General features: G+C 41.7%; 20 protein-coding genes. 3 read left to right on the top strand and 17 right to left on the bottom strand.

Going from position 1 to position 16,848, the window contains the following annotated elements; genetic code table 11:
- Positions 1-24: 24 nt before the first annotated feature.
- The 3 genes from LK536_RS33085 to LK536_RS33095 all read right to left on the bottom strand — a co-directional run bounded on the left by LK536_RS33085 (position 25) and on the right by LK536_RS33095 (position 2,040).
- Positions 25-645, bottom strand: a complete 621-nt coding sequence (locus LK536_RS33085; protein ID WP_227795089.1) for a DUF3267 domain-containing protein — start codon at positions 643-645, stop codon at positions 25-27.
- Between the two features lie 66 nt (positions 646-711).
- A complete protein-coding gene (locus LK536_RS33090) occupies positions 712-990 on the bottom strand; it encodes a hypothetical protein (RefSeq protein WP_227795090.1) in 279 nt (92 codons plus the stop codon).
- 294 nt (positions 991-1,284) lie between these two features.
- Positions 1,285-2,040, bottom strand: a complete 756-nt coding sequence (locus LK536_RS33095) for an SDR family NAD(P)-dependent oxidoreductase (RefSeq protein ID WP_227795091.1) — start codon at positions 2,038-2,040, stop codon at positions 1,285-1,287.
- Between the two features lie 98 nt (positions 2,041-2,138).
- On the opposite strand from LK536_RS33095, the gene LK536_RS33100 reads away from it, so the two are divergent.
- On the top strand, positions 2,139-2,279 hold the full coding sequence (locus tag LK536_RS33100; RefSeq protein ID WP_331472088.1) for a MerR family DNA-binding transcriptional regulator: 141 nt from the start codon (positions 2,139-2,141) through the stop codon (positions 2,277-2,279).
- A gap of 32 nt (positions 2,280-2,311) precedes the next feature.
- A complete protein-coding gene (locus LK536_RS33105) occupies positions 2,312-2,512 on the top strand; it encodes a MerR family DNA-binding protein (RefSeq protein WP_331472089.1) in 201 nt (66 codons plus the stop codon).
- On the opposite strand, the gene LK536_RS33110 is transcribed toward LK536_RS33105, so the two are convergent.
- From LK536_RS33110 to LK536_RS33150, 9 genes are all read right to left on the bottom strand, one after another.
- A complete protein-coding gene (locus tag LK536_RS33110) occupies positions 2,509-4,263 on the bottom strand; it encodes an ABC transporter ATP-binding protein (RefSeq protein ID WP_025482338.1) in 1,755 nt (584 codons plus the stop codon). The genes LK536_RS33105 and LK536_RS33110 overlap by 4 nt on opposite strands.
- Positions 4,260-6,083 carry an ABC transporter ATP-binding protein gene (locus tag LK536_RS33115; protein WP_227795092.1) on the bottom strand — a complete coding sequence of 608 codons (1,824 nt, stop codon included), beginning with the start codon at positions 6,081-6,083 and terminating at the stop codon, positions 4,260-4,262. Before LK536_RS33115 ends, LK536_RS33110 begins: the two co-directional genes overlap by 4 nt.
- A gap of 53 nt (positions 6,084-6,136) precedes the next feature.
- A complete protein-coding gene (locus LK536_RS33120) occupies positions 6,137-6,922 on the bottom strand; it encodes an MATE family efflux transporter (protein WP_331472090.1) in 786 nt (261 codons plus the stop codon).
- Positions 6,923-6,933: 11 nt separating this feature from the next.
- Entirely contained in the window at positions 6,934-7,212 is a 279-nt protein-coding gene (locus LK536_RS33125; protein WP_331472091.1) for an MATE family efflux transporter, read from the bottom strand.
- Positions 7,213-7,371: 159 nt separating this feature from the next.
- A complete protein-coding gene (locus LK536_RS33130) occupies positions 7,372-7,986 on the bottom strand; it encodes a TetR/AcrR family transcriptional regulator (RefSeq protein WP_227795093.1) in 615 nt (204 codons plus the stop codon).
- Positions 7,987-8,307: 321 nt separating this feature from the next.
- Positions 8,308-8,814 (bottom strand): YbhB/YbcL family Raf kinase inhibitor-like protein, encoded by a 507-nt coding sequence (locus tag LK536_RS33135; protein ID WP_120057513.1) that lies wholly within the window; start codon positions 8,812-8,814, stop codon positions 8,308-8,310.
- Between the two features lie 81 nt (positions 8,815-8,895).
- The gene (locus LK536_RS33140) at positions 8,896-9,261 is read right to left on the bottom strand and encodes a winged helix-turn-helix transcriptional regulator (RefSeq protein WP_227795094.1); all 366 of its coding nucleotides are present in this window, start codon (positions 9,259-9,261) and stop codon (positions 8,896-8,898) included.
- A gap of 75 nt (positions 9,262-9,336) precedes the next feature.
- Positions 9,337-9,684, bottom strand: a complete 348-nt coding sequence (locus tag LK536_RS33145; RefSeq protein WP_235712058.1) for an SDR family NAD(P)-dependent oxidoreductase — start codon at positions 9,682-9,684, stop codon at positions 9,337-9,339.
- Positions 9,653-10,081, bottom strand: a complete 429-nt coding sequence (locus LK536_RS33150; protein WP_506092067.1) for an SDR family NAD(P)-dependent oxidoreductase — start codon at positions 10,079-10,081, stop codon at positions 9,653-9,655. Before LK536_RS33150 ends, LK536_RS33145 begins: the two co-directional genes overlap by 32 nt.
- On the opposite strand from LK536_RS33150, the gene LK536_RS33155 reads away from it, so the two are divergent.
- Positions 10,068-10,493 carry a LysR substrate-binding domain-containing protein gene (locus LK536_RS33155; protein WP_506092068.1) on the top strand — a complete coding sequence of 142 codons (426 nt, stop codon included), beginning with the start codon at positions 10,068-10,070 and terminating at the stop codon, positions 10,491-10,493. The two genes, LK536_RS33150 and LK536_RS33155, sit on opposite strands and share 14 nt — an antisense overlap.
- A 113-nt stretch (positions 10,494-10,606) precedes the next feature.
- Here LK536_RS33155 and LK536_RS33160 read toward each other — a convergent pair whose 3' ends face one another.
- The 5 genes from LK536_RS33160 to LK536_RS33180 form a co-directional block, all read right to left on the bottom strand.
- Positions 10,607-10,744 carry a hypothetical protein gene (locus tag LK536_RS33160; RefSeq protein WP_506092069.1) on the bottom strand — a complete coding sequence of 46 codons (138 nt, stop codon included), beginning with the start codon at positions 10,742-10,744 and terminating at the stop codon, positions 10,607-10,609.
- Positions 10,745-11,165: 421 nt separating this feature from the next.
- A complete protein-coding gene (locus LK536_RS33165; protein ID WP_227795095.1) occupies positions 11,166-11,615 on the bottom strand; it encodes a recombinase family protein in 450 nt (149 codons plus the stop codon).
- 92 nt (positions 11,616-11,707) lie between these two features.
- Positions 11,708-12,988: a recombinase family protein gene (locus tag LK536_RS33170; protein ID WP_227795096.1), complete on the bottom strand. Its 1,281-nt coding sequence runs from the start codon at positions 12,986-12,988 to the stop codon at positions 11,708-11,710.
- A gap of 334 nt (positions 12,989-13,322) precedes the next feature.
- Complete coding sequence (locus tag LK536_RS33175) at positions 13,323-13,778, bottom strand: sigma-70 family RNA polymerase sigma factor (RefSeq protein ID WP_227795097.1); 456 nt, start codon at positions 13,776-13,778, stop codon at positions 13,323-13,325.
- Positions 13,779-14,676: 898 nt separating this feature from the next.
- On the bottom strand, positions 14,677-16,752 hold the full coding sequence (locus tag LK536_RS33180; RefSeq protein ID WP_227795098.1) for a sensor domain-containing protein: 2,076 nt from the start codon (positions 16,750-16,752) through the stop codon (positions 14,677-14,679).
- Between the last annotated feature and the right edge of the window lie 96 nt (positions 16,753-16,848).

The following is a 16,848-nucleotide window of genomic DNA, read 5'->3' on the forward strand; positions in this document are numbered from 1 at the left end:
TCCGGCCGTATGTACTGCAATCTGTCACTCCGCATTCTTAAAATAAGTCGAATAGCCATTATTTACAATTGTTCCATTTTGGAGGACTTCCCCCGCAATAAGAAACATATTCAAAACATCAACACATGAACCACCGGCATTTATAATACAAAGGAAAATAATGAACCAATTTGAGATTCCAAAAATTGATAAAACCGCAGGAAGTATGAAAGATAACAGCAGCAGCGGCATGATCGATATAAGCATGAATCTCTTTTTTGTCATTATTTCTTCTGTATACACAAAACCGAATCCACCGTTAAATCCCCAATAGGTACATGGGGAATGAAATACATGGGGGATAAATAGGGCATGTATCAGCTCATGTATGAGCAGGAACAGAATGACAGCCAAAATATATACCAGGCTTTTTATATTAATTTGAAATTCCACTATAAAACCGTCCGAATAGATAAAACTTTTAAATACAGGTGAGAGTAAAAAAAGCCATATTCCATTGACCGTCATCAATATGATTGATATTGGAAGCGAATACAAAATTGCTATACCTAAATTGGAGGGTTCCTTTAATCTATTCCAGCCAGATAATAGTAATTCTTTTGTTCTCTCTTTATTCTCGCCAGGTATTTTTTTCACAAATTGCATGTTTAAGTGTTCTCCTCAGCTTCCTATTCATGTTCCATTGAACCATCCTGCAGACGGAAAGCTGCTTTACGGGAAGTAGTGGTTTACCATGCTCCTGGCCTGAGTTAACCATTCTTCCCGTTCAGTGAAGCTGCCTTCATATGGATGTCCTAAAATAACAGATACTTTCATTGATACCTCCTTGTCAGCTTTCCATTTATCCTTAGTTCCGCCCGTTATCCGCACCACCACCAATCCACATCCATGGAACCAACTCCTTTCAAAAAACAAAAAGCTCCTGTCCCCAAAGGAACAGAAGCCATAAACCCTGCAATGCCACCTACTCGGTTTTTCACATACAAACATATGCTCTCATCATAACGGTTAGAGTTTCCGTCAGCGCCTACTTGAAATTCAGGCTGCCCTCATAAGCCCATTCACCGCAGCTTGAAATGCCTTCTTCCACCAATAAAGGCTCTCTGTAATTTCTCCGCCATGGTTACTCCTCTTACTCAACGGTTTTCATGTAAAATTGAACTTATTGTACTCCTATGAAGAAACGCTGTCAATAAGGCATTTTTAAAAACTAAAATTCATAAGCCGCTCATAGTCAATTCATAACCTTTTCATGACTCAGCCTGAGATTTCACAGCTTTCTGATTATGCCTGGAATTTCCCGCACAGTCTAAACTCAAAGGTTTCCCGGTCAACCGCGCCAACCACCTGGTCACTGTCATATAGTTCCAGCAGAAACGCTGCCATCTGCCGGCTGGTGTGGCAGGTCCCAAAGAGCCTGTCATAATCATACTCACAGACATTGTTTGCCACTTTTCCAAATTCTGTTTTTGTGGCTGCCGGCGCCAGAACCTTGGCCCGCATCTTTGCCCCAGCTTCCTCCAACTCCCTTGCCAGACCTTCCGTGAATGTGCTTACATAAAATTTTGCCACACAATAAGTAACGGCAGTAGGTACAATCGTGTACCCGCCACAAGAGGATATATTAATAAGCTGTGTCCCCTCTATGTCCTTATAATCCCGCACAAACAGGGACGACAAAATCGTGAGCGCCTCCACGTTTAAGTGGAGCATGCTTTCAATCTTTCTCAAATCCCGATGCGCCACGCTGTCATAGTTCCCAAAGCCTGCATTATTAATCCATGTATCCAGCGGATACTCCTTCAGGCTTTCATAGAACTGATACACGTTTTCCATAACGGACAGATCCGTGGCTCTGACCACCACATCCAGCTCAGGATTGTTCGATAAAATGTCTTTCTTCAGTGCCTCAAGGTTATCCTGGCGGCGGGCTGCCACAACCAGGTTCCTTCCACGGGCGGCAAATGCCCTGGCAATCTCATAACCGATGCCGGAACTGGCGCCGGTGATTACCGTATATGCTCCTTTTTTCTGTACCATTTGAAAATCCTCCTTTATCCTGATATAATCGACTATACAATGTAGAGTAAACTCTATGTCAAGAAATTTTACCTGGAGGTGAGGTGGAGGTGAATACCTTGGAATATTCAATCGGTGAATTTTCCAGGCTCACGGGCCTGGGAATCCATACCCTGCGCTACTATGAACAGGAAGGCCTTATTGCCCCGGAACGTAATTCCGGCAACCGCCGCCGGTATTCAGAACGGGACGTTGCATGAATCAGCTTTATTAAACGCCTCAAGATACCGGAATGCCCATTAAAGAGATTAAACGGTACGCACATCTGCGGGCCGGGGGGAATCCCACGTTAGAGGCACGGCTGGAAATGCTGGTACAGCACAGGCAGGCATTAAATGAACAGATTATGCAGCTCCAGGAGCATCGGGACCGGCTGGATGAAAAAATTGATTTTTACAGGAACGAAATAGGGCATAGGGCAGATGAAGACTAGACAGCGGATCTTTTGCCCTTTGGGAAAACCCATTCATGACTAATCATTTGCAATTTTACCATGTGGGGATAAATCTTACCTCTTTTCATCAACTCCTGTGGTGTACCTTGCTCAGCAACCGTACCTCCAGACAGCACAACGACTTGATCCGCGCCGCTTACCGTACGCATACGGTGGGCGATAACAAGTACCGTCTTATCTTTTATCAATCTTGACAAAGCAGACTGAATTAAGGTTTCATTTTCTACGTCGAGACTTGCCGTAGCTTCGTCCAGCAAAATGACAGGAGAATTTTTCAGGAAAGCACGGGCGATTGATATACGCTGTCTTTCGCCGCCGGACAGTTCACAGCCATTTTCACCAATCATACTGTTATAACCATCTGGAAGTTTGGACGCAAATTCTTCACAGTTTGCCAGTCCTGCCGCCGTAATCACCTCTTGATCAGTCGCATCTTTTTTCCCTATCCTGATATTCTCCATGATTGTATTATTAAACAGCGTAACATCTTGAAACACGATAGAATACAACGATAACAATGTTTCAGGCTCTATCTTCGATATATCCATACCGCCGACTGTAATTTTTCCTTTATTTACATCCCAAAATCTCGCGGCAAGGCGTGATACCGTGGTTTTGCCGCCGCCGGACGGACCAACTAAAGCGGTCACTTCTCCCTGTTTCGCGGTAAATGATACATCGTCCAAAACAGTTTCCCCTGTATTGTAGGCAAAACCTACATGGTCGAACACAATGTCATATCCTTTATTTGTTGTTCTGTCGCTGCCTGTCTGGATTGGCTGGTCAAGAATTTCATTCATACGGTCTATGTTCGTTTTGGTTGAAATAACCGCCGCAAGATTCTGCAAAGCACCCTCAAGCGGGGAATACAGTCTTGAAGCAACAAGCAGGAACATAAAAAACAGCGGAATTTCTATCTCACCTTGAATAAGCAATGCAGAGCCTGCAAGTGCAACAGTGGCAATTCCAAACTTTAATATCAGTGTTGATGAAACAACAAAAAGGGCAGTTCCAAGTTCCGTGATAATGTGACGTTTTTCCACATAATCAATTTTTTTATCAAGCCCGTTCAGATAGTCTGCTTCCGCATTATTTGCTTTTAAGTCCTGTAAGCATTCAATGCACTCCTGCACACCGCTTTCAAGCGCAACATTCGCCGCTACGGATTTTCGGTTAAAATATCCTTGTATACGGGCTGAAAAAAATGTAATTGCAAATGCAATCGGCAAGACCCAAACCGCTGCAAGTGCCATACGCCAATCGTAAGTAAACAGGCAGATAGCAATCAGTGTTGTTGAAATAAGAGAACCAGCCAAAGCGGGAACATAGTGGGAAAACGCCTGTTCCAGTGTGGCACAATCACCCATGATTGCATTTGTTAAATCGGCAAGGTCTTTTTTCCCGAAAAAGGACAGCGGGATTTTACGGAGCTGTTCTGCTAAGGAAATGCGCCTTACACCGCTTTCCACATATGTGGCTAAATAGGTGGCATTGTATTGAAACCAAGTCACAATAAAAATAAGGAAAAGGAAAATCAGGGCGCTAACCGCATAGAACATAACACGGTTTCCCTTTATGCCCCCGTTCATCATATCAATGACAAATTGATACAGAAGCCCGACGGGAAGCATAAAGGAAATATCCTGCAAAACGCAGGCAATACACCCTTTTATCAAATCAACAGCCCCCTGCCTTGATAGTGCAAAGCGCCTTTGCAATGTCTGAATCATGCCGTTACCTCCTTTACAATTTTCCATTCCGCCGCTTCAGAATAAGTTTTCCACATGCGTGTGAAGATGCCGTTTCTCTCAATCAGATTGCGATGCGTGCCGCTTTCAGCAATTTTACCGTCCTGCAGTACATAAATACAGTCTGCGTCCGTGATTGATGAAAGCCTATGTGCAATCATGATAACCGTTTTTCCCTTTGAAAGAGCAGATAATGCCTGTTGGATCAGCACCTCATTGTCGGGATCGGCAAATGCCGTCGCTTCATCAAGAATAAGGATAGGCGCATTTTTCAAAATAGCGCGTGCAATTGCAATTCTCTGCTGTTCACCGCCGGACAGGTACACGCCGTTTGTGCCGACAACCGTATCGATGCCATCCGGCAATTTTTCGATAATGTCCAGGCACTGTGCGGCTTTTAAAGCATGAACGATCTCCTCGCGTGTTGCCGCCGGTTTTGCCATACGCACATTTTCCAATATAGACGCTTTGATTAAGCGGCTATTCTGAAAAACGAAAGACACCTTATTCATCAATGTTTCTTTCGGAATATCGCGTATATCCACATTTCCTATTAGAATGCGTCCCATTTGCGGATCAAAAAATCGCGTAACGATATTTGCAAGGGTCGTCTTGCCGCCGCCGGACGCGCCAACTAATGCGATTGTCTGTCCCGTTTTAATTGACAGAGATACATCATTTAATGCGTTTTTCCCACCATCATGCCCCAGGGCACCCTGTCCGCCTCCTTCGGAGTCATTCACCTTGTAGCTGTAACTGACGTGCTCTAATATAATCGAATTATCAGACGGTATATGATCCACTCTGCTATCAGGCAGGGGCTTTTCGTTCAGAATTTCATCAATCCTGCCCATTGCGTCACTCACAATCATGGCGTCCTCACTCATAAACATGATTTTTGTGAGTGTCGTACCAATAACTGGCGTAACCACAATATAAAAAATAAGGTTTAACAGCAAATCATCTGATACTCCGCCCCTTGTAAAGACAATACCTCCAGCAATCAGAAACGCAAATACGCCATTGATTGCAGTTGTATAGAACATCATAGGCAAACGCAATCCCCTTGTGTACGCCATTACCCATGTTTCATAATTGTCTATCGCATCTTTGAAGCGTTTAAAAGAAAAGATTGTCTGCCCGAAGGTTTTTACTACAGGTATGCCTCTTACATATTCAACGGCTTCATTTGACATATCAGACAGTGAATTTTGGTATTGTTCCATTCTCTGCTCCATATCTTTTCCGGTCATTTTCATCATGATCAGAAAACCAAGCACAACAGGAATAAGGCTTAAAAGACCTAACCGCCAATCAAATGCAAGCAGTAAAAAGAGCAGTCCTATGGGCGTAGCAATCGCACCCGCTTTGTCGGGCAGCCTGTGTGCAAGATACGTTTCAGTAGCGGCACTGGAACTGTTTACGATTCGCCGCAGCTTTCCGCTTCCATACTTTTCTGTGATTCCAAGGGGCAGGGCTGTAATGTGCCGCATAAGCTCCTTTCGGATATTAGCGGCAACCCGGAACGCAGCTATATGAGAACACATCAAAGCGGATATGTATACAACGATTGAGATAACCGCAAACAATACAGCATGCCAGCCGTAGCTTGTGACATTCCCCGCCTGCGAAAAATCCGGGGAAACCTCCAGTATGTCATGAACGATACGCCATATATACACGAATGGTACAAGTGCCAATAGTGCGCTCGCAACTGACAGCACCCAGGAAAGATACGTTAAAATTTTATGTCCTCCGGCATACCCCATCAATCTTGATAGATTAGACTTTTTTTTATCCATAAAAACCTCCTTCATATCTATTGAAGAGCAAAGTCTTTGTTCATTCAATAAATTCACTTTTTCTGTTTTGCCAACTGGGATATATTATGAAATTCCCCTGCAAGCATTACGATAGCTAGAACTAAAACAAGTAAATCAGTTACCGCCGGAGCTAGAAATACACCATCTATACCCAGTCCGCCAATTTGTGGAAGAATGATTGCCAGCGGAACAAAAAGAATGATTTGCCGCATTAAAACCAAAACACTTGCTTTTGACGCTTTCCCCAGAGACTGCATTAAAGTAATGACCATAAGTACAAAACCAAGTAGAATATAAGTGCTGAACAAAATACGGAAATCTGTCACACCCTGGCTTACAATATCCTTATCTTTGATAAACCATGAAAGAATTGTTCCAGGAGCCAGTTGTATGGGTACATAGAAAATAAGTCCAATCACTGTCGCACCAATAATAAATGCTTTTGTGACCTGTTTTACCCTGTCATACTGCTTTGCACCGAAATTCGTGCCTGCTGCATAGGCTGCACCTTCTACGCCCTTTCCCTGATTTTTCATAATGATAATCATAATCGGGTCAAGAATAATATTGAGAACCGCACCAGTGCCCGTAATCAGCATTGCCTTTTTTAAGATTCCTTCGCCACGCATAATCATATTAGCGGACTGTCCAAAATTCACGAAAAGGGAACCTGCAAAAATAATGCGCAAGTAGCGTTCTGCGGTATTAAGGATTTCTCCCTCTGCACCACTTAATGTCAGAAGCTGGCGTGTAAATATCATTCCAAGGACAGTAATGATAATGCCAAAAATCAGATTTAAAGCAATCAAGTTTCCCATGATCCTATCAATTATATCTTGATTTTTTTACCAACCGCCCGTGAAAGAACAGATGCCGAACCTACCCCAATCAATGTGGAAACGCCAGTATTTATCAGCGTAAAAGGATAGGAAATGGAAACCGCCCCCATCGCAACTTCATTGATGAGCTGTCCCACAAAAACCCTGTCCATGAAGTTGTATAGCCCGACAACCACCATACCAATAATAGCCGGTATACTTAAAGACAGCATTAGCTGAAATGGTGATTCCGTCAGCAATTTTGTACGGGTGTCTGTTTTTTGAGTCATGATGACAACCTCCTTTAAAATTTTTATGATATGAGGGAAAAATAATCTCCCTCTAATATCACGATCTTTGTTAACTGATTTTCAATAGTTAGTTTTAGCTAACCAATGTGTTAAATATAATGGAAAGCATACACTTTCCATTATCATATCTAAATTTACTTACTGCCCCATAATTTTCATCCATCCGGCCGTGTAAAAAGCAATCATTTCTTTTAGGTAATATTCTGCTTTTTCAAGTGGCATTTCATGTATGATCAGTTCAAAAAACGTTTTAAACATTCCTGTTATCAACATATGCTCCAGTTGTTCATCAATAGGAGGGGAAGGCCTGCCCAGTCTTTTAAGTATTTCCAGATAGTCATGTGTCCCCTTTGTTTCTATTTCTGCCATTTCATCAATGAGGTTTGAAAAACGTGTTCCCTCTGATTTGCAGAGAATGATTTTAAATTCATTCAGATATTCGTAAGCATATACAAGCATATCGTGCATACATGCGCCGGAATCTGTAAGATGGTCTGGTTGTTCCTCCGGAGGTAAATCAGCAAACTCTTGATGTGCCTTGCAAAATCTATTCATGATATAATCGTACTGATCACCAACCAGCGCCTCAAGTAAATCCTCTTTGCTGTTGTAATAGCCATAAAATGCACCCGTTGTCACGCCTGCTATTTTAACAATATTCCGTAAAGAAGCTGACTTAAAATCCTTATCAAGAAACTCCTGCATAGCTGCTTTATGTACCAGATTTAATGTTGTATTCTCCTGTTCACCCATAAAATTGCTCCTGTTTATAACACCGTTATATAACACTGTTATATTTTAAGACGCATTAAGACATTTGTCAATAGTATTTTGAATTTTTTCTGAAAAGGGAAGCGGGAAAGGTTACAGCCCCGGCATTCTTTCATTCAGGAGAATAGCAGAGATGGAAAAAACCGGTTCAATATCATTAGATAGTGCAGCTTGTGAAATATTGCTTATCCTGTGCCAAACTACAGCGCCTCCGAAAAAGTACCTGCTGTCTATGCATTTAGGACATTAACATAATCCGGGCAGGGAAGCTTTGTTTAGCAGCTTCCATGTCCCGATTATTGTTTACATCTTGTCGTATCTGCCCTTTAACGTATACTGGGCTAAAATATGCCCTTCCATCCTGTGATACAGCTCATTTAGGTAAAATCCCGTCTGCAGCTTCAACAGGCTGTCAAGCGCAAAAACATGCAACTCATAAACATGTGCCTGATCGGGCGGTGTCATCCCTCCGTAGAAGCTGGACAGTTCCCTGCTTTGCCGGCTGCCCTGGATACTCGTCCAGCTATTACAGCCCTGTATGAAGTCACTGGCCATCTGGCTCTCATTACCTTGCAGCTCATTACGCGTGATGTTCGCAGCCAGCCAGTGAATCCATACAAATCCACCCGTAACCGGATAAGAGTCTTTGTCTTCCAGGATGACTGCAAAAGAAACGGTCCCCTCCGGAGCCTCCTCAATTTTAAATGGAAGGGAATACGTTGGAATCCCGTTTTCGTTAAACTGGGTCCCACGCCCCCCATATTGGTCCTGGATTTTTCCCCCGATGATTCCTGTACTCGTCACAATCATAATTCTACCTCCATGCGATTTACTCAATACCATCATAACCACATGGATTCCCGGCGTAAATTACCCACTTTTTCGTAAGTATTATTCTGGGACAACTCCCTTTTCAATCAACAGTGCTTCTTTTCCCTGCGCTTTCAGGTATTCAATTCCGATATGCTGCATGATTTTCAGTGCCTGCAAAAGTTCCCGGCCCTGTCCGTCCGTTAAGGAATACTCCACATGCAACGGATAGCCCTCAAAGGATTCCTTCTCTACAAAACCGTAGTCAATCAGCTCCTTTAGCTGCTCCAACAGCATCTTCTGTGTAATCCCGTCAATATCCTTTTCCAGCTTGGCAAGGGAGGTCGGTCCCAGGCGCAGACGCCATATAATGATTGGCTTCCATTTGCCTTTTATCATATCATGTACCAGTTCCAGAGGGCATGTAAATTCTTCCCGCATTTTCATATTACCATCACATCCTTTGCACCCTATCTTACCTCAAATTCTATTTTTTCTCAATGCCGTTAGTAGCTTTGTAAATCAGATCAGCATCCCATTATTAGGGCTTATGATCTGTCCTGTCATGGAATCCTGGGCCAGAACCGCACAGATTAATTCCGCAATGTCTTCCGCTGTTGAAATCCGCTGTAACGGGAGATTGCCGCTGAGCCGGTACATTTTCTCTTCCTCACCGGACCACCATCTTGTAGAAATAGCCGCTGGCGCTATGCCGTTTATCCGGATATCAAGTGCCAGGGCGCGGGCCAGCGATTTCGTCAGGCAATGGACGGCAGCTTTTGAAGCGGCATATGGCAGCGAGAATCCGGATCCTGTCATGCCGGCAATACTCCCCAAATTAAGAATCGAACACCCTGTCTGTGTTTTCATGAATGGGACCACGGCACGGGCGCAATAAAATGCGCCCTTTTACATTGACTGAAAATAATCTTTCCCACATTTCATCTGTAACCCCCTTCAAGTCAGCCAAATCCAGCTGCTCTGTTATACCTGCATTATTAACCAGGTAGTGAACTCCGCCAAATTGATCCTGCGCCTCCAAAATCATCTCACTAACCTCTGGATTTTTAGAAATATCCGCCCTGATTGCAGCCGCATTACCTCCGTTCTTTGTTATCATCTGAACCGTTTCCAGCGCCTCCTCATGGGAGTGTGCGTAATCAACAAGAACAGAAGCCCCATATTCCGCCAATTTCATGCATGCGGCCCGTCCAACTCCCGTCCCTCCTCCAGTGACAAGGGCCACTTTATTTTTGAAAGTTATCATACACTTAAAATCCATCTTTTCTTTTAAAGAAATGCTAAGTATCCTTGCGCCGGCCGGCAGCAAGTTTGAAGACATATGCAGGTACCCTCTTATCGTAAACACGATAGAAACCTGCCCCTATAGGAGAATGCTCCAGAACTGGGTGCTTTCCCAAATACATTCCATGCCTGTTTTGATAGATCTAGATACCGTAGAGGCAATATCCCGTGCAGTCGCTCTGGGAACCGGTATCTCCCTCCTCCCGACAGCCGTGACTGACGGGAATCGTAAATTAAGCACATTTCAGGTGCCTGGGATTGATGATCTGACAATCCATATGGTGACAGCCTGCAATTTACAGAAAAAAGAAATCTATCAGTTCAGGGATGTAATTACACAGGCTCAAATGAGGAATGATGGGATACTTTTCTGACAGGACGAAAGCTGCTTCAAGCCGTAGAAATCATGCTGGAACTCGGTATCGAATACATGCCGGAATCCATAGTTTCTTCTATATCCATATCCTTGCATTCTTCGTACAATTTCCTAGCGGTTTCCGCCTTTGACATAAAATCCCTCTCCTCCTTTGCGTCTAAAAACAGAGGTGATGCTGAATGTCATAGCTACTGACTCTTCCAGCATATCAATCCATACCACCTTTGTAGGTGGTAATATTTTTTCCATATGTGTCATGTGCCACATGAGGATTACAGTTCAATCCATATCACGTTCGAAAGTAATAACCAAAAGGATACCTTACATTATACAAAAAAATATCAAAAAAGGCGTAAAGAAATTTTCCCTACGCCTTTTCATATTCAATAAAATCCAGTCTATTTACTGCACCCAGGCTTGTGTCAAGTTAATGACACTTTTTCTACTATTTTTTATACCATTCAAAAGTATTCTCTGATAGTCTGACAAGTTCACCACTTTTATATATGGCAAACCTGCGAAATCCACCTCTGTTATCATATTATGTAATCAAATCACACCTATTGATAATTTCACAAAGGTTTTTCAGACTTTTTTCAACATCCTTATCCGATATAAGTAATTACTACCATAGTAACATCTTCTGCCTATTTTTACAATCAAGATTTACCTATACCTCTTCTCCCACCTCGTCATAATCATAGGTGTCTTCATCATCAGCTTTATCCTCTTGGTTTACAGCGTCCATCAATCCAGTCATTGTTTTGAAAATCCCATGCACAGATTCGGGAATTTCAAAATAATCATTTGCTATGCTCTCCAACTGCATACCAAACCGTCCAATCGTTTCAACCGTTTCCCTCATGTCATCATATTCTTTAGAGATACGGCCCACACTGCAGACTATCAAAGTATCCACCTGTAATTCCTCCGCGGCTTTTCGTAATCCTTCCATCTCCGGCCCATCATTTTTAAGATTGCCACCATTGACCACTGTATATCCCAAAAGTTCAAAACCGTGGTCCTGTACATACTTTTGGATTTTCCGCTTCTGTCCTTCGATTCCTTCGTCATCAGGAGTACTCTGTCTGCAATACCCCCATACCTTTTTGGATTTCATATCCAATTTCTTTTCCCCCAGTCTTTTTTATATTCCTATACAGATAAATTTTTTAATCGGTATTCCGGTATATCAAGCAGATGAGTCACGTTTCAATATCCTGTTGTCTCCTGATTCTTATCATGCCGGCATCTTACAAGTCTTTCTATCTCATCCATATAACGGAACTGGATTTCTACATGCTCCTTATCATAAAGGATAATCCTGTCCACTAACTCTTCTACAAGTTCCTTTGTCAGCTGATGTACCACCTGCTTACCCTCATACAGATCAAGACACCCCCAGCCCTCCTCTTCTGTATCCTTTGATTGACTTTCTAATGCCGCATATTCCTTCTCCACTTCCTCCAGGCTTTTGGAATTCTCTCCCTTTAACGCCTGATATTTTTCCTTTCCAATCACCCCGGCTTGATATTTTTCAAATAGTTCCAGCTTTTCATGCTTAAGGGACAACCGTCTATGCTCCAGCCTCTTCCGTTCCCCCTGGACCGCTCTTTGATGTTCCTTACGCTTCTGCTCCTCAATATCGCGATATTTGCGCAGGTCAGCAACCGCGGTAATCTGCTGGTTGATAGATGCCAAAACCAGTTCCATTAACCGGTCTTCCCTGAAACCACCTCTCATACAGTCTCCCTGGGCGTTATGGTATCGGTAATTGCATAGATAATAGATTCTTTTTCTTCCTAAATGCCGCATCATCTTATTCCCACAGTTTGCACACCATACCTTACTTTTTACTGGTGAATCCCTTAATTCTTCTGGTAGCATATGTTCCCCGGATTTGATGCTAGATATCTTTTCCCTCTTAATTATCCGCTCTGCCATACCTTGCGGCAGATGTCTCCCTTCACTGACATCCGGATTATAAACGTCCTGGATATCCTTCATTTCTGTCATGGGATTATTTTTTTTCCGTCCTCTTAAAGGCTTTTGGTTTTCAAGCCATATCCTCCACGGCACAATTGGTTCATGGGTTCTTTCTATCACCAGCCAGTTCTCCCTGGGGGTTGTTACCTTCCTATTTGAACCGGTTTCCATTGCCCTTGATTTTTCTGAGACTGTAACGCCTAAATAGATGCTGTTCCGCAGGATACGTTTCACAGTTCCTTGATTCCACCCTTTGATATCCCTAACGTTAAAATATACCTTACTTCCTCTCTGTTTCAGATATTCACATGGGATTGGTATACCCTCTGCTTCCAGGATACGGGCAATCTGCTGCGGGAATAATCCGTCAAAAAACTTCATGCAATGTATCCTATATATTATTTCAGCAGCCTCTTCATCTGGTTCGATATGGTTTTTAATTGTCGCACTTTTTTGATACCCATATGGTGCAACAGGACCTAAATACTCCCCGCGTAAATGTTTCATCTGGAAGACCGCCCTGACCTTGACCGGGTGTACAGTCTCTCCCTTTGCATATGGGAGCTATATAAATATAGAAGTATCATAATGAAGCCTTGGAGGTCATGGCATTCTGCCCCGCCACAGGGCATATCAGCCACGGACATGTATCGCTTGGAATGTGGGATTATTAATTCCTGTTTCCGCCTGGCGCTGTCCTGGCGCGTGCTTTCCGGTAAAACCGCTCCTTCGGCATTGTATCTGTCACACTGGATATTCTGTTATCAAGGTGCTGGGAAGGGATAAAAATAACCCCTTCACTTACTTTGCCGTTAAGTGAAGGGGTTGGTCCCTGATATTTTTAATTTTCTTCTAATAATTTGCGGAGTTTAGACAGAAGTTTTTCTTTCCTCTTATGTAAGGTGGTTTTTCCAATCTGCATTTCTGCACAAAGTTCCCGTTCCGTCCTTTGCTTAAAGAATAATTCATGAACTAACCATCGTTCCTCCTCTGTCAATGTTTTTAAGGCCATATTTAAGTGTTCCAGCATGATAGATTTCATCACTACGTCCTCAACACTATCAGAATCAGATGAAAATTGCTTTTCTGTTTCTAAAAGCCGCTCATATGAGTCTTCACGGCTAGGGATAGTAATTCTGGTTCCACTTCTGCAATCTTTTTTTACACGTTCTGACTTTAAATCGATAGAAAAATACCGTTCTTTTCGTTCTCCCTTGTTGTAGACATCATACACTTCCTTGCTGACCTCAACTGGCTGCTTACATATGTAAATAATATATATTTCTTTCTCTGACACGTTCTTTCCTCCTGATTTTCATTGTTTTTAGATTGAAAATCAGGAGGTGGTGGACCTCGTATCCTGTCAAGTATGACTGGTCGACATGCCTTGTCTATTTTTGTCGAATTAAAAAAGGCTACAACCCTATAGATTAGGATTATAGCTTTATATACTTTTTCTTTATTTATATCTTGTGGGTATCCCAAATAGCAGATTTTCCTTCAATAAGAAAACACGCCTTTTATCTTCTACAAGCATATTAATTCAAAACCGAACACAATAAATGTCATTATCTATTTTTCAGTGCCGCATCAAAAAAGGATTCCATAGCATCGAATCTTTTTCCATCTTTAATCTCCGACTTACTTAATAAAGCATAAGATTGCTTGACAGAACTGCACAAGATAAAAACAGCTTTATCAATAAAACTTCAGCTCTACGACCTCTTTGTATTTTGGATTCGCTTAAGTTTTCTTCCAAAAAATATAAACTTAAGCATCTCTATTTGTCAGCATCCTCAAATATAGATATTGCACATCTTCTTTTCAGGCTTTCCACCATCTCTCCCTTCTATATCCTACCAACTCTATCCGCCCTTCCTGGTGCCATTTGTGACAGTATTTAATACATATCTGAAACCGCTGTGTCTGCAAGCGATTGGTACTGCAGCGTTTCCATATAACAGTAGCGTTCTGACTAGAAGACATAATCACTATAAACACTACCCTTCCTTAAGTATGTATCCTTTTCTGCGCCCCATAACTATCGTTTGAGGGATTCTCACTGGATTTTCTGTCTGATGCCCTCCCCCCACTCACCCTTACAACATACTCGGCTGATGAATCAGGCTGTCCTGATGCCTGTTTTATCACGTGGCGCCAACATTCAAAAAACAGAAAATTTTAATGCATCACACCTATCTGATTAGTTTTTCAAATTCTTTAATCGGCAGCGGTTTAGAAATGATATAGCCCTGCACATAATCACATGCTGTATGATTCAAAAAATCCATCTGTTTTTCCGACTCAATTCCTTCCGCTACGGTAAGCATATCCAATGCCTTGGTCATATCTATAATACTTTTTACAATAATATTTTCTTTTTTATCTTCCATTGTTTTTGAATTGAAGAATGCGCCATCAAGTTTAACTGTATCCAAATCTAAGTTTTTCAGCATATTCAGTGATGAATATCCACTTCCGAAGTCATCCATTGAACATTTGAAACCGGCCTCATGGATTTCTCTGATTATTTTACTAAACGCCTGAGGATTTGAAAATACCATTGTCTCGGTCAGCTCAATTTCCAGATACTCCGCAGGGACACCATATTTATCTCTAATCTGGATATACCTGTCTAAAAAATCATCCTTGACAAAATGAGCCCTTGACATATTAACAGAAATAGGATGTGCCTCTACTCCGTTGTCCATCCACTTTTTAATCAGAGCACACACTTCCTCAAAAACGAAAAGATCCAATTCTATAATAAATCCATTCCTCTCAAATAAAGGGATGAATTCTGCCGGTGGAAGAAGCCCCTTCGTTGGATGGACCCATCTAATCAGTGCCTCGGCGCCATAGATTTTCTTTGTGTCTAATGAATATTTAGGCTGTAAATATACCTCGAACTCTTTATTTTTCAAAGAATCCCTCATCCTGTTTTCCAGGATTTTTTCATTAATTAATTTAGAACGCATTTCGTCAGCATAATAGTTGCAGACACAAAGTTCGGAACGGCTGCTGTCATTCGATTTTAATGCAGTATGGGCGCGGTCCTCCATTGCAGTAACTGACAGTCCGATATCATCTATATGATAAACACCGCAAACAAATGTAAGATAATATTTTTCTTTTTTACCGATGTTATAGGAATTCATTTCATAAATCATTTGTAATATTCTTTTCTCTATATCCATGTTATCGTTTTCCTTGAAAAGAATAATGAAATTATCGGAAAACAGCCTGCACACATACTCATCCGGATTTAAAAACAGATCAATCTTCTCATAAATATACTTTAAGACCCTGTCTCCCGCTTCTATCCCTCCCGCATCATTAATTAATTTAAACTTTTGAAGATTCATCCAGACCATGCTGTATGAGCCGGCTTTGCTGTTATTTATGGCGTTCAAGGCAACCTGGTCAAATTTCCTTCGGTTATACCCTTCAGTAACCTCATCGGAATAGGCAAGCTTATGGATAGATTGATTATATTCTTCAAGTTTTTGCTGTTGGATGATTAAATCGGTAATGTCCGTGTAAAGCAATAAATAAATCGGGTCATCTTCAATCCAGTCAACACACTCTGCATTGACTTTGAAATAATGGTTTTTTTCATCATCATCTATATGCGTGACTGTGAAGGTTGTAAAATCCCCCTTCCGCAGATCGTATTCTTTGCCTTTCAATTCACCAATAGCGTTATCTGAAAAACTGTCACTGTGACTAAATGAAATCTTTCTATTCCCAAATATTTCATAAAATTTCTCATTTCCCTCTAAAAAATCATAACGGTCCTTCGTGACCCTATATTTTGAAATCGGCCCTGGAAAAACATTTTTAATAACATCCTTTTCTATTTTATTCTGCATCAGATCGCTAATATCAATCATTATAATATAGGCTACCTGGCATCCATCTATGTACTCATCCGTAAATCGGGCGACAAGCTTAACCCATATCTTCCTTCCGCTTTTATGCTCTATACGCCCTATATAAGTAAACTCATCTTCATTGTTTTGTATGGCAGTATTAACCACACTAACAAGTTCATTCCACCCTTCCTGATAAGTTGCATAATACACATCCACACAGTTTTTATATAAGCGTATATATTCTTCCTTATCATATCCAAACATCTCATAAAAACGGTTATTGGCCGCTACTAAGGTAAAGTGTTCGTCCAATAAATGTTTACTTACGCTTGCATCCATAGCTTTAGCAATATAGCTGCTTTCAGCGGCCTTTGATAAAACAGTGACTTTTTTCATGTTCCCTCCTGTAAGGTTTAATTTCTACCGTTTATCAAACTTCAAACCCAATGAGAATATAAGGTGACGATTCCACACAAAAACATAAAAATTCTC

Source organism: Clostridium pacaense (assembly GCF_020709765.2).
GTDB lineage: Bacteria > Bacillota > Clostridia > Lachnospirales > Lachnospiraceae > Enterocloster > Enterocloster hominis.